Genomic DNA, 24,250 nt, shown 5'->3' on the forward strand with positions numbered 1-24,250 from the left:
TTTCTGCCCGACAATTGGGAATTCGCTGCACGTTCGGCGTGCATCGATGCACGCGAAACGGTCGGCAGAACGTCTGATTCGGAACGCGAAATCCCCGCTGGGCAGGCGTTTCAGCGCCATCGTAGCGTGACTTGCGTGGATCGTGGACAGGACGTTTGTTGTGGTGATCGGGCGCCGGGGTGTGACCGCCGCCGAAGGCGAGACGATAGCAGAAGGAAAGAAGCGTTTAAAAATATTTTTAGCGGTATTTACGACACTCTATATACGCCTCTCAATTACGCCTCCTATTGAATTACAAAACAATTCCAATAAATTACATAAAGCCAACAGCGCAAATGATGCCGAGGGGCTGGCGATGTCAGCGCGACGTTGGTGTGCTATGCAGGGCAATCGCCCGCGGACCGAACGGCCTGGCCAGAGAGACGTGAATCATGCGCCGGCAAACTCTTGCGGGTTCAATAAACGAGCAAGCAGGAGCGGCGCAACGTTGATCGCGCCGCTCTGCTGCATCAACCGTTCGTGCCCTCGCCTGCCACGACAGCGCTGTTGTTACGCGATCGCGCGAGAACCGGCCGCAAGGCGGCGCCCGTATGACTCGCCGCGACGCGCGACAGTCCTTCGGGATCCGTGGCAGCGACGATCGACCCGCCGCCCACGCCGCCTTCCGGACCGAGGTCGATGATCCAGTCCGCCTCGGCGATCACATCCAGATCGTGCTCGATGACGACGACACTATGGCCGCCGTCCGCGAGACGATGCAGCACGCGAATCAGCTTGGCGACGTCCGCCATATGCAGGCCCACGGTCGGTTCGTCCAGCACATACAAGGTATGCGGTGGCTTCTGGCCGCGCCGTGTGATGTCGTCGCGCACCTTGCTCAATTCGGTGACGAGCTTGATACGCTGCGCCTCGCCGCCCGACAACGTGGGCGACGGCTGGCCCAGCGTGAGATAGCCGAGCCCGACGTCTTTCATCAACTGCAATGGATGGGCGATGTTCGAGATCGGCCCGAAGAACTCGACGGCTTCGTCGATCTCCATGGTCAGCACGTCGCCGATATTCTTGCCGCGCCACGTGACCGCGAGCGTCTCGGGATTGAAGCGCTGCCCGTGACACACATCGCAAGGCACCTTGACGTCGGGCAGGAAGCTCATGCCGATGGTGCGCACGCCCTGCCCTTCGCAGGCCGGGCAACGGCCTTCGCCGGTGTTGAACGAGAAGCGCGAGGCCGTATAGCCACGCGCGCGCGCTTCGAGCGTGCCGGCGAACAGCTTGCGGATTGCGTCCCACACGCCGATGTAAGTGGCGGGACACGAACGCGGCGTCTTGCCGATCGGAGTTTGATCGACCTCGAGCACGCGGTCGATGGTTTCCCAGCCGGTGATCGAATCGCACCCTTGCCACGCATGCGTCACGTTCAACGGCGCGCGCGGCGCCGTGCGCGCCAGCACGCTGGAGCGCCGGTTGGCTGCCGGCTTTTCCTCGGCCGCGGCACGCGCGCGCCGCGTGGCCGGCGACGACAGTACCGAACGTCCGACCGCATCGAGCAGGTTGGTCATTAGCACGTCGCGCGCAAGGGTCGACTTGCCGGAACCGCTGACGCCGGTGACCGCCACCAGCCGTGAGAGCGGAATGCCGACCGTGACATTGCGCAAATTGTGCAGCTTGCCGCCATGCACGGTCAGCCAGTTCTCAGGCACTGCAGCCGTGCGCTTGCTCGGCGCAACCACTTCGCGGCGCGGCTGCAACGGATGCACGATGGGCTGCGCGAGAAACTGTCCCGTCAGCGAATCGGGCTGCGCCGACAGGTCGGCCACACTGCCCTGCGCGACCAGCGTGCCGCCGCGTTTTCCCGCACCTGGCCCGATGTCGATGATGTGATCGGCGCGCCGAATCGTGTCCTCGTCATGCTCGACGACCACCAGCGTATTGCCCTTCTCACCGAGCTTGCGCAAAGCGTTCAGCAGAATCTGATTGTCGCGCGGATGCAGGCCGATGGTCGGTTCGTCGAGCACATAGCACACCCCTTGCAGGTTGCTGCCGAGTTGCGCGGCGAGCCGGATGCGCTGCGCTTCGCCACCGGAGAGACTCGGCGCCGCGCGATCGAGACTCAGATAACCGAGCCCCACTTCCTCGAGGAACTGCAGACGGCTGCCAATTTCGCTCACCACGTCACGCGCGATTTCCGCGTCGCGACCGGTCATCTCCAGTGTGTCGATCCAGGCGCGCGTGTCGGACACGGTCCATTGCGCGACATCGACGATCGCCTGCGCGTCGAACGTGACCGCGCGCGCGGTGGGGTTCAGACGCGTACCCGCGCAATCCGGACACGGTTCGTCCACGAGACCTTCGGGTTCCTGCTCTTCCGACGGCAGGCTCTGTTCACGACCGCGATTGTCGTCGACGACGATCGTATCGTCGTACACCGCGCGTTGTTCACGCGTGAGCGCGAGGCCCGTGCCGACACACGTGGTACACCAGCCATGCTTGCTGTTGTACGAGAACATGCGCGGATCGAGTTCGGGGTAGCTCGTGCCGCATACCGGACACGCGCGCTTGGTGGACAGCACCTTCACAGCGCCGAGTTTTGCCGTGGGATGGCCGCCGCTGATCGCGTCGTGCAAACCGTCGAGCGGCGCCAGCAGATGCATCACGCCCTTGCCGACTTCCAGCGTCTGGTCGAGCGCCTGACGCAGTTCGGTTTCGTTGTCCGGCGACACGACAATGTCGGCCACCGGCAGCTCGATCGTATGCTCGCGGAAGCGGTCGAGCTTCGGCCACGGGTCCACCGGCACGAACTCGCCGTCCACGCGCAAATGGGTATTGCCGCGTGCTTTCGCCCACTTCGCCAGATCCGTATAAACGCCCTTGCGGTTCACGACCAACGGCGCGAGAAAGCCGACGTGCTGCCCCTTGTGATCGCGCAGCAATTGCGCCGCGATCGATTCGACACTTTGCGACGTGACCGGCGTACCGTCGTGGATGCAATGCTGCAAACCGAGCTTCACATACAACAGACGCAGGAAATGCCACACCTCGGACGTGGTCGCCACGGTACTCTTGCGGCCGCCACGCGAGAGCCGCTGCTCGATCGCGACGGTCGGCGGAATGCCGTACACCGCGTCGACCTCGGGCCGCCCCGCCGGCTGCACGATGGAACGTGCGTAGGCATTCAGCGATTCGAGGTAACGGCGCTGCCCTTCGTGGAACAGAATGTCGAACGCGAGCGTGGATTTGCCCGAACCGGACACGCCGGTAATCACGTTGAATTTGCCGTGCGGAATGTCCACGTCCAGCGATTTCAGATTGTGCTCACGCGCATTGACGATGCGCACCACGTCCTCGCCTTCGATCGCCCGGCGCGCACGCGCGGCGCTCAACGCCTTTTGCAGCGGAATGCCTTGCGACGCCGGTTCAGACGCCGCGCCCATGGCACGGTCATATTGCAGCAGCGCTACACCGGTATGCGATTCCGGGCACGCTTTGACGTCTTCCGGCGTACCGGCGCACAGCACCCGGCCACCGCCATCGCCACCTTCGGGACCGAGGTCGATCAGCCAGTCGGCCGCGCGGATCACGTCGAGATTGTGCTCGATCACGATCAGCGAATGACCGCTCGCGAGCAGCTTGCCAAACGCTTGCATCAGCTTGGCGATGTCGTCGAAATGCAGGCCGGTGGTCGGTTCGTCGAACATGAACAAACGTTTCGCGACCGGCTGCTTCGCGCTGCGCGCAGTCCGCGCCTGCGCCGATTCCGCGAGGAAACCGGCGAGCTTGAGCCGCTGCGCTTCGCCGCCCGACAGCGTGGGCACCGGCTGGCCGAGCTTCACGTATTCAAGGCCCACGTCGACGATCGGCTGCAGCACGCGCAGCACTTCGGCATCTTTAGCGAAATACGCGGTGGCTTCGCTCACCGTCAATTCCAGCACGTCGGCAATGCTCAGCGCGCGCGCAGGTTCACCGCGCTCGATCTTCACTTCGAGCAGTTCTGCGCGATAACGCCGCCCGTCGCAATCGGGGCAGCGCAGGTACACGTCGCTCAGGAACTGCATTTCGATATGTTCGAAACCCGAGCCGCCGCAGGTCGGACAGCGGCCATCACCCGAGTTGAAGCTGAACATGCCCGGACCGTAACCGCGTTGCTGCGCGAGCGGCGCCTTGGCGAACAGCTTGCGGATTTCGTCGAACGCGCCGACATAACTCGCCGGATTCGACCGCGCCGTCTTGCCGATCGGCGACTGGTCGACGAACACGACGTCGGTGACCTGATCGGCGCCGCTGAGGCTTCTGAACGCGCCCGGCGATTCGGTCGCGAGACCGAAGTGCCGCGCCATGGCCGGATACAGCACGTCTTGCAGCAACGTGGATTTGCCGGAACCCGACACCCCCGTCACGCAGACGAGCCGCTGCAACGGAATTTCCACCGTGACATCGCGCAGATTGTGTTCCGTCGCGCCTTCGAGCACGATGCGCGGCGTGGCGGCATCCACCGGACGCTGCGACCAATGCGCCGCGTCGGCCACATGCCGGCGGCCGCCGAGGTACTCGCCGGTGAGCGTGCCTGACGAACGGATCGCCTCGGGCGCGCCGTCGTAAATGATCGAGCCGCCGCGCTCGCCCGGTCCCGGACCCATGTCGATCAGACGATCCGCCGCGAGCATCACGGAGGGATCGTGTTCGACCACCACCAGCGTATTGCCCGCGTCGCGCAAACGGTGCATGGCTTCGACGATGCGGTTCAGATCGCGCGGATGCAAGCCGATGCTCGGTTCGTCGAGCACGAACAGCGTCTTGGTGAGAGACGTGCCGAGCGCCGTGGTCAGGTTGATCCGCTGCACCTCGCCGCCCGACAAGGTGCGGCTTTGCCGGTCGAGCGTCAGATAACCGAGGCCCACGTCGCACAGATACTTGAGGCGTGTGCGCACTTCGGCGAGCAGCAGCTTGAGCGCGTCGTCGAGCAAGGCGCTCGGTAAGCTGATTTCGTCGAAGAAGCGGCGGATGCGCTCGATCGGCATCAGCATCAGGTCATGCAAGGTCAGACCCGGCAACGCTTCGAGCTGCCCGCGCGTCCAGTCAACACCGCGCGGCAGGAAGCGCTTCCCGGCCGGCAGCACGTCGTCCGCGTTCAGCTTGCTGCCGAGACGCCACAACAGCGATTCCGTTTTCAGGCGCGCGCCGCCGCAGGTTTCGCATGGCGTATAGCTGCGGTACTTGGACAGCAGCACACGAATATGCATCTTGTACGCTTTCGATTCGAGATACTCGAAGAAGCGTTTGACGCCGTACCAGTGGCTTTGCCACTTGCCGTTCCAATCCGGCGAGCCGTTGATGACCCAGTCGCGCTCGGCGTCCGTCAGCTCGCCCCACGGCGTGCCGCGACGGATATCGGCGTTCGCCGCGTAGCGCATCAGATCGTCCTGGCATTCCTTCCACGCGGGCGTTTGCATGGGCTTGATCGCGCCGTCGCGCAACGTCTTACGCGCGTCCGGAATCACCAGCCCGAGGTCGACGCCGATCACGCGCCCGAAACCGCGGCAGACCTCGCACGCGCCGTAGGCCGAGTTGAACGAGAACAGCGCGGGCTGCGGGTCGGCATAGCGCAGATCGCTTTCCGGGCTGTGCAAGCCGGTGGAGAAACGCCAGATTTGCGGTTCGGCTTCCTGACTGTCCGCCCCTTCCGATGACGCCGGCAGCACATAGATATTGACGCGCCCGCCGCCGCGCTTGAGCGAGGCCTCGATCGCCTCGACCACCCGCTGCTTGTCCACCGAGCGCAACCGGAAACGGTCGGCCACCACGTCGAGCAGCTTGCGCTTGCCGGTGGGCGAATCGACTTCGCGCTGCGCCTGCACGCGCGTGTAACCGCTGGCCGACAGCCATTGCTCCACTTCCTGCTCCGACGCCGACTCAGGCAGCTCGACCGGGAACGTGACGACGAGCCGCGGCTCATTCTCCGCTGTACGTTCGAGCAACTCGGCGTAGATCGTTTCCGGCGTGTCGTGGCGCACCTGATGGGCCGTCTTCCGGTCGAACAGTTCGGCCGCACGCGCGTAGAGCAGCTTCAGGTGATCGTTGAGCTCCGTCATGGTGCCGACGGTGGAGCGCGAACTGCGCACCGGATTAGTCTGGTCGATCGCAATAGCCGGCGGCACGCCGTCGACGCGGTCGACTTGCGGCCGGTCCATGCGGTCGAGAAACTGCCGGGCGTAAGCGCTGAATGTTTCGACGTAGCGCCGCTGCCCTTCCGCGTAAAGCGTGTCGAACACGAGGCTCGACTTGCCGGAACCGGACGGGCCGGTGACGACCGTCATCTCGCCGGTCCGTACGTCGAGGTCGACGTTCTTGAGGTTGTGCTGGCGCGCGCCGCGAATCTTGATAGTGCCGTTAGATGCCAATTTTTCCGACCGTCTGAATGAGTGGGCCACCTCTCACGGACGCCTCGCGACCGCGCAAGTTCGGTGCCGCCGGGCCGGCGGAAAACCACGCCGAAGCCCGGCTTGCAACGGGATACTATACTGTATATTTATACAGTTTTCCATGGCGCTGCACGGCTGTGCTTTGGAAGCGCGTCAGGCGGTGACGGAGGCAAAAATGCGCGCCGCTTAGCGCGGCAGCAAGCGTTGTGCCGTTGGGGACGGAGGAGTCTAAAGCCGCTCGAAGCGGAGTCGGAGGCGTAAAGCGGTGCTATCGCGCCAGGCTTGCAAGGCGCAGCAGGGTTGTGACGGGTGCACCGTTTTTAACCGTAGACGCGTTCCGCACTGATCGGCCCCCTGTTGACACCGCAGCGCCGGGCGCTGCATCCAGCGCTTCGCTGTTACCCAACGCATACGCCACGCAGCGCTTCGCCAACACCTCGGTCGGATCGACGAGCCGCACCACCAGGCCGCCCGCGCACGCCAGCGTCGCGTCACGCAACAGCAGCGGCAACTCGGTGCAAGCCAGCACGATCACCTGCACGCCTTGCAAGACCAGATCGTCGACCGCCGCGGCGAGATCATCGCGGCACTCGCCCGACGTGAAGCCCGCCTTCACCCCCTTCGGGCCGTAGATGGCGTTCATCAGCCGCGCCTGCGCCGGCTCGCCCGGCGCAACCTGCACGAAACCGCGCGCTTCGAGCGCCTGCTCATAGACGCGGCTCGCGAGCGTGCCCGAGGTGGCCAGCACGCCGACTTCGCGCAAGCCCGGAAAGGTCTCATGCAGATAATCGGCGGTACAGGTCAGCATATTGACTATCGGAATGCTGAGCGACGGCTGGATCCGCTCGACAAACGCATGCGCCGTATTGCACGGAATCGCGATGAGGTCCGCGCCGCCATCCTCGAGCGTCTTGCAGCCGGCATACAGCGCGAGCGTCGGATCGTCGCCGTTGCCGATGAGCGCGGCGGTGCGGTCCGGAATCTGCGGATTCTGCTCGACCATGATCCTGATGTGATCCTGATCGCACGCCGCGGGCGTATTGCGCACCAGCTTGGCCATGAAGTCGACCGTCGCCGCCGGCCCGACGCCGCCCAGCACGCCCACCTTGAAGCGCCGCTCCAGTTGCGAATATTGGGCCGCCGCGACGTAGCGCGCGTAGACCAGATTGGCGTCGACGAGCGGCACCTCGAGCCGGCCGAGCGGGCGCGCGACCAGCGCGATTTCGGCGAGCCCCGGTAGGATGATCTCCGCGCCCTGCGCAATGAGGTCCGCGCACGCCGCGCGCAGCAACTCGACCGGGCGGCCATAGAGGCGGCCGTTCCTGATGCCTTCATCGCTATAGACGGCGCTCGTCACGCAATCGACGCCCGCTTCGTTGCGCGGATGCAGCACGTCGAAGCGCGCGGCGTCGAAATAACGCTCGAAGAGCCCGTTATGACGGATCGCGTCCGAAGTCAGCACGCCAATCCGGCGCACCGACGGAAACGCCTGGCGCACGTGCGCCGATAGCGCCGTCATGATGTTGGCGACCGGCACGGTCACGTTCGCCGAGAGTTCGTCGATGAAGGTATGGCTGAGGAAGCACGGCAACACGATCGCCTCGACGCCGCGCTTTTCGAACGCACGCATGGTGTCGAATACGTGAATCTTGAACTGGGCGCTCACCTCGCTCTGCGAGGCCGGCCCTTGTCAGGACTGCTGCTCGAGAACGAGATCGAATGGCCGCGCCACGCCCGGCCGGTCCCAGGCGGCGGTCATCCGACACAGGATGTCGGCGCTGGCGAGTTGCGCCGCGCCCGTCACGACACCCAGCGAACGATAGCGATTCATGATGGCTTCCCCCCGTCGTTTTTTTGCCGTCCGCCTCGATGGTAGGCGGCTTTTGCACGGTTGAGGATGACATTATGTAGGCGGACTATGACGTGGTGTTAACCACGAATCGCAAATTACCTTGTGTTGCCCCGCGTCGCCCGCACCGGCAAACGGCTAGGCCGCTTCGACGACGCCGTGCGCCGCACCGCGCTTGCGGCGCTCCAGCGTGCCGATGCATACCAGCGATACGCCGGCCAGAACACTATAGAACACGGCCAGCGGCCACCACGCACCCGGATAACGATGCGCGAGCAACGTCCCGATCAGGGGCGTCAGACCACCGGCCAGCGCGGCGCACACCTGGTACGACAGCGAAATCGCCGAATACCTGACGCGCACCGGGAACGCGGTCGACATGAACCCGGCCATCACCGCGTACGAACTCGACATGCACATCACCGCCAGCGCAATGCCGATCACGATCGCCACCGGCCGCCCGGTCGAAACGAGCGCGAACATCGGATAAGGCGACAGCATCGCCAACGCGGCCGCCCCCTTCAGGAAGCGCCCCGTGCCGATGCGTTGCGCGAACCAGCCCGAACCCAGTTGCGTGAACAACTGGATGAACGCCACCACGAACAAACAATCGAGAATCAACGAACGGTCGAGACCGAGCGTCTGCGTCGTGTAATTGAGCATGAAGGTGTTGACGAACCATGCGCCGGCCACGCCGATCACGTTCGCGCCAAGGCATAGCAACAGCGTGCGCCACGCGTCGCGCACGACCTCGGCGACGGGCAGCGCGGCCACGCGACGTTGCGCCTTGAGCGCCTTGAATTCCGGCGATTCGTCGACGCCCGCGCGGATCAGCAGGCCGACCACCAGCAGCACCGCGCTCGCGAGAAACGGCAGGCGCCATCCCCAACTGAGGAACGCGTCCTTGTCCATCGAGGCCACCGCGCGGAACGCGAGCAGCGACAGGATCAAGCCCGCCGGACTGCCGAGCTGCGCGAACGACGCGAAGAAGGTGCGCCGTCCCTGCGGCGCATGTTCGCTCGCCATCAGCACCGCGCCGCCCCACTCGCCGCCGATCGCAATGCCCTGCGCGACCCGCAGCAACACCAGCAGCACAGGCGCCCACACGCCGGCGTTTGCATAGGTCGGCAGGAAGCCGATGCCGACCGTGCCGATGCCCATGATCGCCAGCGTCGCCACGAGCGCTTTCTTGCGCCCGATGCGGTCGCCAAGGTGGCCGAACACCAATCCGCCGAACGGTCGCGCGAAGAAGCCGACCGCGAAGGTGCCGAACGAAGCCAGCGTGGCGAAAAACGGATCGCTGCCGGGAAAGAACAGCTTGCCGAATATCAGCGCGGACGCTGTGGCGTAGATATAAAAGTCGTACCACTCGATGGTGGTGCCGACAAAAGCCGCGGCTGCGGCGCGTGTGGGTTGCCGGGCTGCGGCGTGGTCGTCTTGCTCGCGATTCATGTCTCTGTCTCCAAGGCCTTTCTTCTGGATGGCGCGGCTTCTGCGTGCCGTCGCCGGGAACTGCAGCGGTTATGCCTTGAGCACGCCCGCTTCGAACAGACGCTGCTGGGTAGCGGCGTCGATACCCAACGTGTCGAGCACGTCGCGCGTGTCGGCGCCGAGCGACGGTGGCGCGCTGCGATACGTGGCCGGCGTGCGCGACAGCTTGATCGGCGACGCGGTGCCGCGATACTCGCCCATCTCGACCACCATGCCGCGATGCAAGGTATGCGGATGGCGCGCCACGACGTCGACGGTTTGCACGGGTCCGCACGGCACGCCCGCGTTGATCAGCGCGTGCGCGAGCGGCTCGCACTCGTGCGCCGCGAGCAGGCTTTCGAGCGCGGTCTTCAGCGGCTCGCGATGCGCGCAGCGGCTGCGGTTGTCGACGTAACGCGGATCGTCGGCGAGTTCGGGCGCGCCGAGATGCGCGCACAGCTTCGCGAACTGCCGGTCGTTGCCCACCGCGAGAAAGATCGGCGCGGTCGCGGTGCGATAGCTGTCGTACGGTGTGATGTTGGGATGCGCGTTGCCGCTGCGCTGCGGCGTGCGGCCCGAGCCAAAATAGTTCGGCAGATGCGGATGCAGCAGCGACACGCCGCAGTCGTATAACGCGATATCGATCGACTGGCCGCGGCCGCTCTTCGCGCGCTCGGCGAGTGCGAGCAGAATGCCGGCGAGCGCGTTCAAACCGGTGACCATGTCGACGACCGGCAAGCCGACGCGCGTCGCGGGACCGTCGCGCTCGCCGTTCACGCTCATCAGGCCGGTCATCGCCTGAATCGCGGCGTCGTAGCCGGGCAAGCCGCCGAGCGGGCCGTCGGGACCGAAGCCTGACACGGCACAATGAATCAGCTTCGGGAAACGCTCGCGCAGATCGCGCTCGTAGTCCATGCCCCAGCGCGCAAGCGTGCCGGGTTTGAAGTTTTCGACCAGCACGTCGGCATCGTCCAACAGCTTCCACAGGATCGCCCGGCCTTCGTCGCGCGAGAGATCGACCGCGATGCCCTGCTTGTTGCGGTTCACGCCCGCGAAGTACCACGCGGTGTCGCCGTAGAACGGCGGCCCCCAGCCACGTGTTTCGTCGCCGCCGGGCGGTTCGAGCTTGATCACCTGCGCGCCGTGATCGGCGAGCGCCTGCGTGCAGTACGGGCCACCGAGCACGCGGCTCAAGTCGATGACCTTGATGCCTTGCAACGCGCCTTGCGTGCCATCTTTCGGAAGCGATGCGGTCATTGCGCGCTCCCTTGTGGCAACAGTTGCAGCGCTTGTTCGAGCGTGACGCTGCGGCCGTTGACCAGCGCATCGATCACATCGCTCTCATCCGATGCCGAATGCAATGCGAGAGGATCGAACGGCAACAGCTTGTGCCGCACTACCAGATGAGCGAGCGCAAGACGCCGGTAATCCGGCGCGAGACGCACGCCTTCGCATGCCATCAACACGGCGGTGCTTGCGTGATACAGCGCGGTACCCGCTTGCCGAACCCATTCGTCGCGGCCGGAATCCGCCACGCTCGCAAGCGCGTCGCAAGCACGCGCGAGCGTCGCGCGCAGCAACGCGAGACTGGCCGCCGGCAATCCCGCCGCGCCGAGCAGATCCTGCAGATAGGTGCGCAACGGTTCGAGCGCGCCGTCGCGTTTCGCGGCTCGCGCGATGTCGAGCGCGACGATGTTGCTGGTGCCTTCCCAGATCGAGCCGAGATGCGCGTCGCGGACGAGCCGCGCGTCGCTCCACTCTTCGATATAGCCGGTGCCGCCGCGCACTTCCATCGCGTCGCCGGTCACGCGACGCGCGTCGCGGCAGGCGCGGAACTTGATGAGCGGCGTAAGGATGCGCACGCATTTCGCGGCCTGCCGGTCGCCGGCGTCGGCCTGTTCCAGCAGTAGCGCGATGCGCATGAACATCGAACGCGCCTGTTCGGCGGGCAGCATCATCTTGAGCAACTGACGCTGCATCAACGGCATGTCGATCAGCTTGCGGCCGAACGCTTCGCGATTGCGCGCGATGTAGAGCGCCTCGGTCAGCGCACGGCGCATCAAACCCGCGGCGCGCACGCCGTTCGACAGACGCGACATGTTGATCATGTCGGCCATCTGATGAAAACCGCGGCCCACTTCGCCGATCAGATATGCCACCGCGCCTTCCAGCACAATCTCGCCGCTCGCCATCGAACGGCTGCCCAGCTTGTCCTTCAGACGCACGATCCGGTAGCTGTTGCGCGAGCCGTCCGGCAACGTCCTCGGCAACAGGAACAGTCCGAGTCCGTTGATGCCGGGCGGCGCCGTGTCCGGGCGCGCGAGCACCATCGCGAGATCGGCGTCGGCATTCGAGCAGAACCATTTGTCGCCGTACAGACGCCACGTTTCGTCACCGTTCGCATCGGTTTCGAGCGACGCGCGTGTGGCAATGCGCGCGACGTCCGAGCCCGCTGCCTGTTCGGTCATGAACATCGCGCCTTGGAATAGCGTGTCGAAATCGCGCGAGGCGAGCATCGGCAGAAAACGCGCGACCAGTTCCGGCGCGCCGAATTTGCGCAGCGTGCGCGTGAGCGAATCGGTCATGCTGACGGGACAGCACAGGCCGAATTCCGCTTGCACGAACAGGAAGGTCAACGCGTATTTCACAAGCGGCGGCGGCGATTTTTTACCGTCGCGAGTCTCGTGGCTCATTGCTGCGAGTCCCAACTCCGCGTAAGCCACGCGTTCCAGCGCGACGTAATCCGGATGCTTGTCGATGCTTTCCAGCGCTTCGCCGCGCCGCGTGCGATGGTGCAATTGCGGCGGATTCTTGTCGGCGGATAGCGCCCACACGTCGAGTTCGTCGGAAGCGCGCTGGCCTAGCGAGACGAATTGGCTTTCGAGTTCCTGAAACAGCGTGTCGCCTAGATGCAGCTTCAGCAGGCGTTCGAAGTCGGGATCGCTGGTGAAAAAGTTGATGCCCCGGCTATCGGGAATGTTGGACGAGCCGTGTGCCGGCTGCGCAGTGATTTCGCTCATGCGTGTCTCCTTACTCTGCTATGCACGTTAGTGCTTGTGAGAGGAGCATAGAAGCGGCGTCGATAATCGTCTAATACAACTTATATCCGGTACGATAGACGCAGCTTATCGATCAAAATCAGGAGACAGCCGTGGATCTGAAGCAATTGCGCTATTTCGTGGCCGTCGCCGAGGAACTGCATTTCGGCCGCGCGGCCAAGCGGCTGTTCATTTCGCAGCCAGCGCTCAGTTTCGACATTCGCAAGTTCGAGGAGCAGCTCGGCGTGCAGTTGCTCGCTCGTACTAACAAGACGGTGTCGCTAACGAATGCGGGTCAGGTGCTGCTCGGCGAAGCACGCCGCCTGTTATTGCAGGCGAACGAAGCGGAACGCATGACGGTTCGCTCGGCGCACGGCCTCGCCGGCCGCTTGCGCATCGGCTTCGTGAATTCGATGCTGTACCGGGGCATGCCGCAGGCGGTAAAACGCTTCGAGGCCGACTACCCCGGCGTCGAAATCGTCCTCAAGGAGATGAACACCAGCGAGCAGGTGCACGCGATCCAGCGCATGCAAATCGACATGGGTTGCGCGCACTGGGGCAATTTCCCGTCCGACGTCATTTCCACGCCGATCTTTTCCGAGCCGTTCCTGTGCTGTCTGCCCGCCGCTCATCCGCTGGCGCGCAAACGCAAGGTCGATCTGCGGGCGTTGGCGCAGGAGCCGTTCATTCTGTTTCCGCGCACCGTGTCGCCGCATTATCACGATCTGATCATCGCGCAGTGCGTGGGAGCGGGATTCAGTCCATTGATTCGCCATGAGGCGCGCTTGTGGCAGACCGTCGTGACGATGGTTGGCTTTGGCATGGGCGTTGCGCTGGTGCCGTACACGTTGCGTCAGGTGCAGGATCCGAAGGTCGTGTTTTTGCCGCTGACGGGCGAAACGCTGATGTCGCAAGTACTGCTGTTGCGCCGGAGCGGCGACGCGGAGCCCGTGGCGGACCGTTTCGTCGAGTATCTCAGGGATGCCGGCGGCGAGCCGCCGAATACGCCTCATTCATCCGCTTCGCGGCGGCCTTCGTAAGCCGTCAGTATCTTGTGAGCGACCATATCCACGGCCGGTTTGACGAGCCCGTTCTTGTCGGTCCAGACCTTGGGCGTCAAGGCGCCGCTCAGCGCGACGCTGTCCGCGTCGCTCAACGCGAGCAGCGCGGTTTGCACGTCGTCGTCGAAAGCGATTACGTTGACGAAAATCGTGTCGCCGTCGTTGGTGGCCGCGCGCACCTTGCAGGTCACGAAACGCCTGCCGTTTTGCCCCGTGCGAATCTGCGCCTCGCCGTATAACCGCCCGCCCACCAGTCCATCGATCATTGCCCTGCTCCTCTTGTTTCGTACCGTGCAGAAAGCAGAATCGCCCAGCACGGCGCGTATGATCCCACGAGAAGCGGCACGGCCTGCATAAAAAGCGCCGCTCGATCGCGGACTAACGGCGTGAACATCACGCGCCGATCGTCAAATCCACGCCGCGCACGAGGCGTTTCGCCAGCCGCGGTTGCCGCAACTGTTCGAGCCACCACTGCAATGCGCGCCCTTCATGATCGCCGCGCCACGCAACGTACAGCACGTTCGGCTCGCGCGGATCGGCGGTCGCTTTCTCGATCAGCTCGCCCTGCTTCAAGAGCGTCGCGACGCGCTGACGCGGCAACCAGCCGACGCCCAGGCCGTCGCGCTGCGCCAGGATTTTCGCGCGCATCGACGGTACGGCGAGTGACGCCTGCCCACCGATCAAACCATACGCACGCCCCGCCGTCGTACGCGATGAATCCGCCACCACCACCGCGCGATGTTCGAGGATCCGTTCGCGGCCGAGCGTCCCTTCGACGGCCGCCAGCGGATGGCGCGGCGACACCGCGAACACCCACTCCATCACGCCGAGTTCGAACCAGCGCAGGCCGGGAATCGCCGGCGGCTCGTTGGTCGCGCCCACGATCAGATCCGCGCGGCCGTCGCGCAGCGCCTCCCAGGTGCCGCTCAATACTTCGTGGGTGAAGCGCAGCTTGACGCCGGAGTCGAGCGTGTCGAATGCGCGCACCACCGGCATCAGCAGTTCGAATTCGAGAATCTCGTCCGTGACCACCCAAAGACGGTCTTCCCAGCCGCTCGCGATCTGCTTCACGCGCTGCGTCATGCGCGACATGTCGAGCATCAGACGCGCGGCTTCGTCAGCGAGAAGCTGGCCGGCGGGCGTGAGTTGCAGCCGGTAGCGGCGCCGGTCGAACAGCAGCGCGTCGAAGCGCGTCTCCAGTTGCCGGGCGGCATGCGAGACCGTGGACGGCGCCTTGCCGAGGCGCGCCGCCGCGCGCGACAGGCTACCGGTCTCGCGAATCGCGTCGAGCAAAGCCAATTCGTCTTCCGACAACATGTTCCATTCCTTCGAACGAGTTCGACGGAAAGATGGTACGGCAATGCGCCAATGCTAGTCCACCTATGGCGATATGGCGGCAGCATTAGCAGCAAGCACAGTTGGCGTGGGCTTTCGGAAAAGCCGCACGAGCCAGCAGTGAACCACTGCAAACGCGATCAACGCCGCGCCTGAAACATTCATTGCGCGCGGCCGAGGCACGACGGCGTACGCTCTTCGCTCGCGGCCGCACGCAGTCAGGGAATAGACATCATGCTGATCAACCTCTTCTGCCCGCGCCGCGCGGCGGCCTGAACGCGTGCCGTCATGGCGCGCCACCGGTTGTCGCCGCCGCTTCGAAAATATCGCGCAGCCACTGCGCAAACACCCGCACCCGCGACGACAACTGACGATTCTGCGGATACAGCACGGACACCGGCATGGGCGGCGGCGGAAAGTCCGCAAGAATGATTTTCAGCCGCCCGGCCGCCAGTTCGGCCGCCACCCGGTATTGCGGCACCTGCACGATGCCGAGCCCGGCAAGCGCCGAGCCGGTATAGAGTTCGGTGCCGGTCACCGACACCGCCGACGGCAGGACCATCGCCACCTCGCGGCCCGCCACGCTGAATTCGAGCGGCACGGCCTTGCCAGTCGCGCTCGACACGTAATTGACGGCCCGATGCGTGGACAGCGCCGACGGATCGGCCGGCTCGCCATACGCGGCGAGATACGCCGGACTCGCGACCGTGACTTGCGGCAGTTGCGCGACGCGCCGCCCCACCATCGACGAATCCTGCAGATTGCCCGCGCGCAGCACGCAGTCGACGCCCTCCCGCACCAGATCGACCAGCCGGTCGTCTTCGCCGATGGTCAACTCGATCTCGGGAAAGCGCGCGAGAAACGCCGGCAGCGCCGGCACGACGAAGTGCCGCGCCAGCGTGCCCTGCAAATTCACCCGCAACAGCCCCTTGGGCGCAAGGTTCGAAAACGAGCCCTCGGCTTCCTCCATGTCGGCAATCAGACGCACGCAGCGGCGGTAGTAAGCCTCGCCGTCGTGCGTGAGACGCACCGTGCGCGTGGTGCGTTCGAGCAGCCGCGCGCCGAGCCGCTGCTCCATGCGCTTCATCAGATTGGTCACGGTGGCGCGCGGAATCTGCAGATCGTCCGAGGCGCGCGTGAAACTTTGCCGCTCGGCGATCCGTATGAAAACCCGCATTTCCTCGAAACGATCCATATTCGGTGCCTGTTTCTGACGCCTGTCGGGTGGCCCACGCGTCCATTGTTAAAGCAAATGGAATGATGATGCCAAGTCTAACCCGATTATCTATGTGCGGAAAGCGTCCATGATTCACCTCACCCACCCAACAGACCCAAGGAAACGAATCATGAACACGCCTAAAAACGCTCAAGTCGCCATCGTCACCGGCGCATCCCGCGGCATCGGCGCTGCAGTCGCGCAACGTCTGGCCAAGGACGGCTTCGCGGTCGCGGTCAATTACGCGTCCAGTTCGGCCGAAGCCGATGCGCTCGTCGCGGAACTCACGGCGGCCGGCACCAAAGCCATCGCGGTGAAGGCCGACGTGTCGAACGCCGACGACGTGCGCCGCATGTTCGAGATCACCGAACAGCAGCTCGGCAAGGTGGACGTGCTGGTCAACAACGCAGGCGTGCTCAAGACCGTGCCGCTCGCCGACACCAGCGACGCGCTCTACGACCAGACCTTCGACATCAACGTGCGCGGCACCTTCAACACCTTGCGCGAAGCAGCTACGCGCATGAACGACGGCGGGCGCATCGTCAACTTTTCGAGCACCACGCTGGCGCTCAACATGCCGGGCTACGCGATCTACAACGCGACCAAGGCGGCCGTCGAAGCGTTCACCCACGTGTTCGCCAAGGAACTGCGCGGCCGCAACATCACCGTCAACGCCGTGGCGCCGGGTCCAATCGCGACGTCGCTGTTCCTCGACGGCAAGACCGAAGAACAGATCCAGACCTTCGCGAAGATGCCGCCGCTGCAACGCCTCGGCCAGCCGGACGATATCGCGTCGGTGGTGGCGTTCCTCGCCGGTCCGGACGCGGGTTGGGTCAACGGTCAGATTCTGCGCGCCAACGGCGGCATTGCTTGACGCGCTCGATACGCGTTTTCTCTGGGCAGGCTCTGACGAGCCGCCCCACTTTCATCGAATCGGAGAACAAAAAATGCAGAAGAAGATCATCCTGGTGACGGGCGCCGGTACGGGCATCGGCAAACTCAGCGCGCAGTCGCTCGCCGAAGCCGGACACATTGTCTACGCGACGATGCGCGACGTCGAAGGACGCAACCAGCCGCGCGCCGACGAATTGCGCGCGCTCGCCAAAGCGAAGGACATCCAGTTGCATCCGCTCGAACTCGACGTGTTGTCGCAAGCATCGGCGGATGCCGCGGCGGCGACGATCGTGCGCGAACAAGGACGGCTCGACGTGGTGATGCAGAACGCCGGTCATCTGGTGGTCGGCCCGAGCGAAGCGTTCACACCCGAAGAAATGATGAAGGTGTTCGACACCAACCTGTTCGGCGCGCAGCGCGTGAACCGCGCCGTGCTGCCCTTTCTGCGGCAGCAGGAAGCGGGCTTGATGCTGTGGGTCAGCAGTTCGACGACCAAGGGCGGCTTTCCTCCCTTCCTCGGCCCGTACGGCGCCGCAAAGGCCGCGATGGATTCGCTGGCGGTTTCGCTCGCGTATGAGATCGCGCGCTTCGGCGTCGAGACCTCGATCGTGGTGCCGGGCGCGTTCACACGCGGCACCGCTCACTTTCCGAGCGCGGGCAAGCCGGCCGATACCGAACGGGCCGCGGCCTACGCACGCTACGACGGCGTGATGGATCAGATCGGCGCGCGCTTGTCCGAACTGACGCCCGACGACGCCGATCCGCAAGCCGTGGCCGATGAGATCGTGCGGATCGTCGGGCTGCCTTCAGGCGAGCGGCCGATGCGTTCGGTGATCGACTTCGTCGGCGATGGCGCACGCGAGGTGCTCGACGTGTCGGAGCGTGTGCGGATCGAGTTCGCCAAGCGAATCGGCATGGGCGATTTGCTGGAAGCGCGGGTTAAACGTTGAGCGTGACGGCAATGCATACCACCGTGAAAGCAATCACGCTGATCGCATGCGCCGTTCTGCTGCCGATTCTCATCGGCGCATGCGATGCCCAACCTCAACCGTCCGACGCGTCCGGCACGTCCGTCACTTCCATCACGACGAGGAGCACGACCATGAAACCCTCGGTCACGTACCTTCATTTGCTGAAGCACACGCCGTTCTTCACGAGCCTGACGACCGATCAACTGCGATGGGTGATCGGCCACTCGCATGAATGGGAAGCGCAGGCCGGCACGGTCGTCGCGCAATGCAACGACAGCGCGGCAACTGCCGAGGATCAGGCCATGTGGATTCTGCTGGACGGCGGCTGGCAAGTCGAAGTGGGCCCGCACGCTTATCCGGCGGACCACGCAGACGCGGGCAAGTGGTTCAGCGCGGCGGTGACGACCGGCACCGCGTGCCGCCTCGTCACCACCGAGCACAGCTATGTGATGAAAATCGAACGTGCCGACTTTAACGCCATGCTCGCGCAAGGTTTCGCATTCGGCCCGCATCTCGACGCCGGCCGCCGCTACTACAGCGAACTGTTTGTCGCCCCAATCGAACTCGCGAAATGAGTCCGAGCCGGAGCATGTATCACGCAGCGTGCCTTGAGGCGAAAAGCGCGCTTACACCGCCTTCGGATTGCGCTCCACGAATCCTTCCTGATGCCAGTACGGATAAGCGGGACGCACGGCACTCGCCGCGTCGAGCTTCGCCACCTGCTCGGGCGTCAGATTCCAGCCCACCGCGCCGAGGTTCTGCCGCAACTGCTCCTCGTTGCGCGCGCCGATCAGCACCGTCGATACCGTCGGCCGTTGCAGCAGCCAGTTCAGCGCGATCTGCGGCACGGTCTTACCGGTTTCCGCCGCGATCTCGTCGATCGCATCGAGCACGCGGAACAGATACTCGTCCGGCACCGGCGGCCCCATGTCGGCGGTTTTATGCAGGCGGCTCGAATCGGGCAGCGGCTGGCCGCGCTTGATCTTGCCGGTGAGACGCCCCCAGCCGAGCGGACTCCACACCACCGCGCCCACGCCTTGATCGACGCCGAGCGGCATCAGCTCCCATTCGTAATCGCGTCCGACCAGCGAGTAGTAGGTCTGATTCGCGACGTAGCGCGGATAGCCGTAACGGTCCGCGACGTCCTGCGACTTCATCAGATGCCAGCCGGAGAAATTCGACACGCCGGTGTAGCGGATCTTGCCGGCGCGCACCAGATCGTCGAGCGTGGACATGACTTCGGCGATCGGCGTTCTCGCGTCGAAACCGTGTAACTGGAACAGGTCGATGTAATCGGTTTGCAAGCGCTTGAGCGCCGCGTCTACCGCCTGGATCAGATGGAAGCGCGACGAGCCGACGCTGTTCGGGCCGTCGTCGAAACGGAAGGTCGCCTTGGTTGAGATGATCGCCTTGTCGCGCTTGCCCTTGAGCGCTTCACCGAGCACCGACTCGGACGCGCCGCTCGAATAGATGTCCGCGGTGTCGAACATGGTAACGCCCGCATCGAAGCAGATGTCGAGCAGACGCCGCGCCTCGGCGACGTCGGTCGCGCCCCACGCCTGGAAAAACTCGCCCTTGCCGCCGAATGTGCCCGTGCCGAAGCTCAGTACCGGCACCTTGAAACCGGATGCACCCAGATGTCTGTATTCCATTGATGAATCTCCGTGGCTTAGCCGTCGATAAACGGACATTCAGTCTACGCGCGTCCGCGCAAATGCGTCGGCCAGCGCGCACGGAAAACGTGGCGGGTGCGAACGGGATTGTTATCGTGGATGCGCCGCGCCCGCAGCCCATACGCTCAGCGCCTCACGCGCGGCTTGCATCACACTGTTCCAATCGCCGAGCGCCGGCTGCCTGAACAACCGGGCGCGCGGATACCACGGCGTATCGGTACGCTCCAGCATCCAGCGCCAGCAGGTGTCGAAGCGGTTCAGAATCCAGACCGGCTTGTCGAGCGCGCCGGCCAGATGCGCGGTGGACGTGTCCACGGAAATCACCAGATCGAGGTTCGCCACCAGTGCCGCGGTCTCGGCGAAGTCGTCGAGTTCGTCCGTGTAGTCGATCACATGTTCGCCCCGCTCGTCGCTTTCGAGTTGCCGTGCCGCCGGTCCTTTTTGCAGGCTGAGGAACCGCACGTTCGGCACTTCGAGAAGCGGCGCGAGTTGCGCGAAAGCGATCGAACGGCGCGCATCGTTCTTGCGAAGCTCCGCGACATGCGGCCGGTTTCCGCCGGCCCACACGAGTCCGACTTTGAGGCGCTCGTCCGCTTGCGCATGAATCCGGTCGCGCCATTGGCGGGTCGCTTCGGCATCCGCGAAGAGATAGGGGGTTGTCGATGGAATGCTGTCGAGGCCGGTCTTGAATGCGAGCGGCAGACTCAGCAGCGGACAGTGGCAATCGAATGACGGCAGCGTTTGGCCGGCTTCGATCAACTGGTCCACACCGTCGAGCGTGGCCATGAGACGCATCAATTCGCGCGGCACTTCGAGCACGACCTTCGCGCCGAGTTTCGACACCAGCGCGGCATAGCGGCAAAACTGCAGCGTGTCGCCGAGGCCCTGCTCCGCGTGCAACAGAATCGTCTTGCCGTCGATCGAAAAATCGCCCAGCCAAAGGGGTTGCGCAAAACTGCGCCGGCTTGCCTTGATGCGGCTGCGCTCCCAGCGCCATTCATATTTTTGCCAGCCGGCTTCGAGCTGTCCCATTTGCAGCAGGCACAGCGCTTCGTTCCAATGCGTTTCCGCTGCCGCGGGATTCGCGGCCAACGCGCGTTCGTAACTCTCAAGCGCTTGCGCGTGCTGATTGAGATCGATCTGCGTGAGGCCGAGGTTGTTCCAGGCATCGGCGAATGCCGGGGCCAATTCGAGCGCGCGATGGTAGCTGAGCTCTGCTTGTTCCGGCTGGTTCAGGTCGCTGAACGCATTGCCGCGATTGCTCCACGCATCCGGATAATTCGGTTGCAGCGCGAGCGCGCGGTCGCAGCTTGCGAGCGCATCGGCGGGACGGCCCAGATCACGCAACACACACGCGCGGTTGTTCCAGGCTTGCGCGAAATCCGGCATCAGCGCAATCGCGCGATCGAAACTGCCGAGCGCATCCAGCGGCCGATTCAGGCCCGCTTGCGCGTTGCCGTGATTGTTCAGGGCGTCGGGAAATTTGGGCTGCAAGGCCAGTGCGCGATCGGCACTCGCGAGGGCTTCGTCGAAACGCTGCAAGGCGTTCAACGCATAGGCGAGATTCGAATGAAGCGGCGCCTGTTTCGCGTTGATGGCAAGCGCTTTTCTGAGTAACTCGACGCCCTCTTGCAGGCGGCCGGCTTGCAGCGTCAGCGCGCCCAGCAATTGCAGCGCGTCGAAATGACGGGGCTTGAGTTCGAGAATCTCGCGATAGAGTTCCTCGGCCTCGGCGAAAGCGCCGTTCCGCTGAAGCGCGACGGCTTGCCGAAGCATAGGGTCCAACTGTTGCGGCAGATTGGCAGGCTTGCTCATGCGGAGAGCTTTGATCGAATGCGCGTGAAAATGGTGAGAGCTTTCGAGGTTGGCGCGTCACGCAAGATGAATCGCAAACGATGCATCGCGCAAGATCAAGCGCGCAGCGGACTCGAAAGAGCGAAGCCGATTATCGCCGAAAACCACGCATTCGAACGGCCGCGCGTCACGCCGCAACGTGACGCGCGTTGAACCGCTTACTGCGCGGTCGACAGATGCTTACGCTTGGCGAGATCCTGCGCCATCGCGTAGTGCTCCTGGATCGTCGGCAATGCCTTCTTCGCCGCGTCCTTCAACTGTTCGTCGCGGCCCGAAGCGATTTCCGCCTGGAACGCCGACAGCGCTTTCTGTTCGCCGGCGAGCGCGACCTGTTCGATGTACGCCTTATCGAAGTCGGCGCCACGCAGGTTGTTGATGCTCGCGAGCACCGCTGTGTCGGGGTCGTTCTTCGGCACGTCGACGCCGCGCGGGCTCGCGGCGCGCAGCGCGTCGGAGATTTTCGCGTTGTCGGCGGAGACGCGCTCGGCGAATGCCTTGACGTCGCGATCGGTCGAGCGCGAGGTCGCGATGCGGGCGGCGTCGCGTTGCGTCGCGACGGCTTTGGTGCCGTCCGCGATGAACGTCTGGTCGGCGGCATGCAGGCGGCCGGCGTCGGCCGCGGCCGCTGCCGGTGCTGCCGGCGTTGTTTGAGCGTTGGCCGCGCCGGCGACGACGAGCAGTCCAGCCATGCAGGCGCTAGTGATAGTGGCGAGAGGCAAGCGGATCATACGTTCTCCTTGAGGTGGAAGCGAAACGACAGCGATGCGTGTGCGGCTCAGGCGTCGTGCCGACTGCACGGTTACCTTGCAGTCAGCTTGCGAGCCGCTGACGGCGCCACGCTTTTATCGTTATGAATTCTAGGAGGCGCGCTGTGCGGCATGTGATACGACGCTGTCGCTTCTGTAACCTTAGGTAACCTTCATATGAATGCCTTGACAGGCCTGTATCGCGGCCGCAGTGTTCGTGCCCCTTCGCGCCCTCAATATCGGCTGCGCGTTAACCAGGGCATGCGAGGAAAACAGCGTGAAATCGCTGAACTTTCCGTCCGCCGCGCCGATAACAGAAAGGTAGGACGCGCGCCAGGGTCGAACGCAATGGTTGCATGGCGCATCACACGCAATCCTGGAGAGATTCGATGGCAGTAGAAAACCGCGCGAACGATGAACGCAGCAACCTGACGAGTTCCAACAAGTTCGAGTTGTTGCTGTACCGGCTGGGCTCCGTGCCCGGCAGCGATGCGCACGAGCTTTATGGCATCAACGTCTTCAAGGTGCGGGAAATCTCGACCATGCCGACGGTTACGCCGATCGCCGGTTCGTCGCCGTTTGTGATGGGCGCTGTGGATATTCGCGGGCAGATCATTCCTGTGATCGATTTGCCGCGGCTGATGGGGTGTGAGCCGACGCGCGGGTTGAATATTTTGCTGGTGACGGAGTTTGCGCGGTCTACGCAGGCGTTTGCGGTTGAAGAGGTCGACGATATCGTGCGGCTGGAGTGGAATCAGGTGTTGTCCGCCGAAGGTGCGGCTGGAGGCAATCTTGTTACTAGCATTGCGCGGATCGATGGGAATACTGGTGATTCGCGGTTGGCGCAAGTGATCGATGTCGAGCAGGTTTTGCGGGATGTGTTTCCGTCACAGCATCCTAGTGTGGATCCGACTTCCGTTGGGGAGGCGTTGGGGATTCGGCGTGGAGCGAAGATTCTTGCTGCTGATGATTCTGGGTTTGCTCGGAAGCTTATTGAGCAGGCTTTGAGTGCTATTGGCGCGGATTATGTGATGACCAAGACTGGGGAAGAGGCCTGGAATACCTTGCAGCAGGTTGCGCGCGAGGCGCAGGCTAATGGGACTCGTGTCAAGGATAGTATTGCCCTTGTTTTGACCGATCTTGAGATGCCTGAGATGGATGGGTTTATGCTCACTCGGCAAATCAAGGCTGATGAGCGTATGAGGGATATTCCGGTCATTATTCATTCCTCTCTTACTGGGGCCGCGAATGAGGCGCATGTGAAGAATGCCGGGGCTAATGGGTATGTGGCGAAGTTCGCCGCTTCGGAGTTGGCGGATGCTATTCGGAATGCGATTGGGGTTGTGCCTTCGGCGGTGGTTGCTGCTTGAGGGTTGGGTTTTTTTCTGTTTTCCTTATCGTGTTGGCCTTTTCTTGAATTCACGGTGGTCTATTAGCGTCGCCCCTGTGCGGGGCGGCACTGTAGTGGTCAAGCCTCTTTGGACACCCACAAAGGGGGTTTTCAATAAATCGAAGTTTCGTATCGCACTGGCGGCAGATTGTTTGCCGCCGAATGAATGCGCCGGTAGTTGTAGAAGTCCGCGATGTAGCCCGCGATGTCCTGCCTGGCGACTTCGTGGCTGCCGTATTCCTGCTCACCAATCCACTCAGTCTTCAGGCTTCTGAAGAAGCGCTCGACCACCGCGTTGTCCCAGCAATTGCCCTTTCTGCTCATGCTCTGGACGATT

Annotated in this window: 16 protein-coding genes and 1 pseudogene; 5 read left to right on the forward strand and 12 right to left on the reverse strand. The window is 63.8% G+C overall.

Translation table 11 applies throughout. The features are described 5' to 3' along the window. Nucleotides 1–509: 509 nt before the first annotated feature. The 5 genes and pseudogenes from uvrA to PQR42_RS10130 all read right to left on the reverse strand — a co-directional run bounded on the left by uvrA (nucleotide 510) and on the right by PQR42_RS10130 (nucleotide 12,755). Entirely contained in the window at nucleotides 510–6,395 is a 5,886-nt protein-coding gene (uvrA, locus tag PQR42_RS10110) for an excinuclease ABC subunit UvrA (RefSeq protein ID WP_408392017.1), read from the reverse strand. Nucleotides 6,396–6,684: 289 nt separating this feature from the next. Beyond that, nucleotides 6,685–8,247 (reverse strand): annotated as a pseudogene (cuyB, locus tag PQR42_RS10115) (cysteate racemase). A 156-nt stretch (nucleotides 8,248–8,403) separates the two neighbouring features. Then, entirely contained in the window at nucleotides 8,404–9,717 is a 1,314-nt protein-coding gene (locus PQR42_RS10120; protein WP_408208071.1) for an MFS transporter, read from the reverse strand. Between the two features lie 69 nt (nucleotides 9,718–9,786). Next, nucleotides 9,787–10,992, reverse strand: coding sequence for a CaiB/BaiF CoA transferase family protein (locus tag PQR42_RS10125; RefSeq protein ID WP_408208074.1), 1,206 nt, complete (start codon nucleotides 10,990–10,992; stop codon nucleotides 9,787–9,789). Next, nucleotides 10,989–12,755 carry an acyl-CoA dehydrogenase family protein gene (locus tag PQR42_RS10130; protein WP_408392015.1) on the reverse strand — a complete coding sequence of 589 codons (1,767 nt, stop codon included), beginning with the start codon at nucleotides 12,753–12,755 and terminating at the stop codon, nucleotides 10,989–10,991. The genes PQR42_RS10125 and PQR42_RS10130 overlap by 4 nt, the downstream gene beginning before the upstream one ends. 131 nt (nucleotides 12,756–12,886) lie before the next feature. On the opposite strand from PQR42_RS10130, the gene PQR42_RS10135 reads away from it, so the two are divergent. Then, on the forward strand, nucleotides 12,887–13,813 hold the full coding sequence (locus PQR42_RS10135; RefSeq protein WP_408208080.1) for a LysR family transcriptional regulator: 927 nt from the start codon (nucleotides 12,887–12,889) through the stop codon (nucleotides 13,811–13,813). Here the strand turns inward: PQR42_RS10135 and PQR42_RS10140 are convergent. The 3 genes from PQR42_RS10140 to PQR42_RS10150 all read right to left on the reverse strand — a co-directional run bounded on the left by PQR42_RS10140 (nucleotide 13,783) and on the right by PQR42_RS10150 (nucleotide 16,364). Then, complete coding sequence (locus PQR42_RS10140) at nucleotides 13,783–14,100, reverse strand: single-stranded DNA-binding protein (protein ID WP_408208083.1); 318 nt, start codon at nucleotides 14,098–14,100, stop codon at nucleotides 13,783–13,785. The genes PQR42_RS10135 and PQR42_RS10140 overlap by 31 nt on opposite strands. Nucleotides 14,101–14,227: 127 nt before the next feature. Next, on the reverse strand, nucleotides 14,228–15,151 hold the full coding sequence (locus PQR42_RS10145; RefSeq protein WP_408208086.1) for a LysR family transcriptional regulator: 924 nt from the start codon (nucleotides 15,149–15,151) through the stop codon (nucleotides 14,228–14,230). 304 nt (nucleotides 15,152–15,455) lie between these two features. After that, nucleotides 15,456–16,364 carry a LysR family transcriptional regulator gene (locus PQR42_RS10150; RefSeq protein WP_408392006.1) on the reverse strand — a complete coding sequence of 303 codons (909 nt, stop codon included), beginning with the start codon at nucleotides 16,362–16,364 and terminating at the stop codon, nucleotides 15,456–15,458. 151 nt (nucleotides 16,365–16,515) lie between these two features. Here PQR42_RS10150 and PQR42_RS10155 point away from each other — a divergent pair, with 151 nt between their 5' ends. The 3 genes from PQR42_RS10155 to PQR42_RS10165 all read left to right on the forward strand — a co-directional run bounded on the left by PQR42_RS10155 (nucleotide 16,516) and on the right by PQR42_RS10165 (nucleotide 18,825). Then, nucleotides 16,516–17,259, forward strand: a complete 744-nt coding sequence (locus PQR42_RS10155) for an SDR family oxidoreductase (protein WP_408208092.1) — start codon at nucleotides 16,516–16,518, stop codon at nucleotides 17,257–17,259. Nucleotides 17,260–17,332: 73 nt separating this feature from the next. After that, nucleotides 17,333–18,229, forward strand: coding sequence for an SDR family oxidoreductase (locus PQR42_RS10160; protein ID WP_408208095.1), 897 nt, complete (start codon nucleotides 17,333–17,335; stop codon nucleotides 18,227–18,229). 152 nt (nucleotides 18,230–18,381) lie between these two features. After that, on the forward strand, nucleotides 18,382–18,825 hold the full coding sequence (locus tag PQR42_RS10165; RefSeq protein ID WP_408392004.1) for a cyclic nucleotide-binding domain-containing protein: 444 nt from the start codon (nucleotides 18,382–18,384) through the stop codon (nucleotides 18,823–18,825). 51 nt (nucleotides 18,826–18,876) lie between these two features. On the opposite strand, the gene PQR42_RS10170 is transcribed toward PQR42_RS10165, so the two are convergent. The 3 genes from PQR42_RS10170 to PQR42_RS10180 form a co-directional block, all read right to left on the reverse strand. Next, nucleotides 18,877–19,902: an aldo/keto reductase gene (locus PQR42_RS10170; protein WP_408208101.1), complete on the reverse strand. Its 1,026-nt coding sequence runs from the start codon at nucleotides 19,900–19,902 to the stop codon at nucleotides 18,877–18,879. A 111-nt stretch (nucleotides 19,903–20,013) separates the two neighbouring features. After that, nucleotides 20,014–21,738 carry a tetratricopeptide repeat protein gene (locus PQR42_RS10175; protein ID WP_408392002.1) on the reverse strand — a complete coding sequence of 575 codons (1,725 nt, stop codon included), beginning with the start codon at nucleotides 21,736–21,738 and terminating at the stop codon, nucleotides 20,014–20,016. 197 nt (nucleotides 21,739–21,935) lie between these two features. Further along, nucleotides 21,936–22,505 carry a DUF4142 domain-containing protein gene (locus PQR42_RS10180; RefSeq protein ID WP_408208107.1) on the reverse strand — a complete coding sequence of 190 codons (570 nt, stop codon included), beginning with the start codon at nucleotides 22,503–22,505 and terminating at the stop codon, nucleotides 21,936–21,938. A gap of 407 nt (nucleotides 22,506–22,912) precedes the next feature. On the opposite strand from PQR42_RS10180, the gene PQR42_RS10185 reads away from it, so the two are divergent. After that, nucleotides 22,913–23,893 (forward strand): chemotaxis protein, encoded by a 981-nt coding sequence (locus PQR42_RS10185; RefSeq protein WP_408391999.1) that lies wholly within the window; start codon nucleotides 22,913–22,915, stop codon nucleotides 23,891–23,893. A gap of 131 nt (nucleotides 23,894–24,024) precedes the next feature. Here the strand turns inward: PQR42_RS10185 and PQR42_RS10190 are convergent. Then, a partial coding sequence (locus PQR42_RS10190; protein WP_408391996.1) for an integrase core domain-containing protein occupies nucleotides 24,025–24,250 on the reverse strand: 226 nt, incomplete at its 5' end.

It is taken from the genome of Paraburkholderia sediminicola (genome assembly GCF_046027355.1).
Taxonomy (GTDB): Bacteria; Pseudomonadota; Gammaproteobacteria; order Burkholderiales; family Burkholderiaceae; genus Paraburkholderia; species Paraburkholderia sediminicola_B.

Excerpts from the sequence above, each read along its gene's own strand:
- PQR42_RS10120 (WP_408208071.1), bottom strand. The coding sequence starts at position 9,717 with ATGAATCGCGAGCAAGACGACCACGCCGCAGCCCGGCAACCCACACGC.
- PQR42_RS10125 (WP_408208074.1), bottom strand. The coding sequence starts at position 10,992 with ATGACCGCATCGCTTCCGAAAGATGGCACGCAAGGCGCGTTGCAAGGC.
- PQR42_RS10130 (WP_408392015.1), bottom strand. The coding sequence starts at position 12,755 with ATGAGCGAAATCACTGCGCAGCCGGCACACGGCTCGTCCAACATTCCC.
- PQR42_RS10140 (WP_408208083.1), bottom strand. The coding sequence starts at position 14,100 with ATGATCGATGGACTGGTGGGCGGGCGGTTATACGGCGAGGCGCAGATT.
- PQR42_RS10145 (WP_408208086.1), bottom strand. The coding sequence starts at position 15,151 with ATGTTGTCGGAAGACGAATTGGCTTTGCTCGACGCGATTCGCGAGACC.
- PQR42_RS10150 (WP_408392006.1), bottom strand. The coding sequence starts at position 16,364 with ATGGATCGTTTCGAGGAAATGCGGGTTTTCATACGGATCGCCGAGCGG.
- PQR42_RS10155 (WP_408208092.1), top strand. The coding sequence starts at position 16,516 with ATGAACACGCCTAAAAACGCTCAAGTCGCCATCGTCACCGGCGCATCC.
- PQR42_RS10160 (WP_408208095.1), top strand. The coding sequence starts at position 17,333 with ATGCAGAAGAAGATCATCCTGGTGACGGGCGCCGGTACGGGCATCGGC.
- PQR42_RS10165 (WP_408392004.1), top strand. The coding sequence starts at position 18,382 with ATGAAACCCTCGGTCACGTACCTTCATTTGCTGAAGCACACGCCGTTC.
- PQR42_RS10170 (WP_408208101.1), bottom strand. The coding sequence starts at position 19,902 with ATGGAATACAGACATCTGGGTGCATCCGGTTTCAAGGTGCCGGTACTG.
- PQR42_RS10175 (WP_408392002.1), bottom strand. The coding sequence starts at position 21,738 with ATGAGCAAGCCTGCCAATCTGCCGCAACAGTTGGACCCTATGCTTCGG.
- PQR42_RS10180 (WP_408208107.1), bottom strand. The coding sequence starts at position 22,505 with ATGATCCGCTTGCCTCTCGCCACTATCACTAGCGCCTGCATGGCTGGA.
- PQR42_RS10185 (WP_408391999.1), top strand. The coding sequence starts at position 22,913 with ATGGCAGTAGAAAACCGCGCGAACGATGAACGCAGCAACCTGACGAGT.